Origin of the sequence: uncultured Tateyamaria sp., from assembly GCF_947504105.1 — a bacterium.
GTDB lineage: Bacteria > Pseudomonadota > Alphaproteobacteria > Rhodobacterales > Rhodobacteraceae > Tateyamaria.
In genome coordinates, this window is record NZ_CANNGP010000212.1 from 1 (window position 1) to 207 (window position 207).

A 207-nucleotide genomic window follows, 5' to 3' on the forward strand; every position below is an offset into this window, starting at 1 on the left:
TCGGTGTTTCTACGCAGATCTGCAAGCGCGGGCACCCGGAATTCCTTCGGCTGGCGCAACTCTTTCAAAACCTGCGTCATCACGGTGATTCGGTTATTCCAGCCGGTCTTGGGTCCCCCAAACAGCTTCCGATTACCCTTGAATAGATCAATGACCACTGAGGAGGGCATGCGGCGCAGCGCGGCAATGACCTCACCCTTGCGTCGC

At 57.5% G+C, this 207-nt stretch carries 1 protein-coding gene; it reads right to left on the reverse strand.

Features of this window, described 5'->3' with window-relative positions; genetic code table 11:
- Positions 1-207: hypothetical protein (locus tag Q1A75_RS24230; protein ID WP_299641599.1), on the reverse strand; the 207-nt coding region annotated here is incomplete at both ends.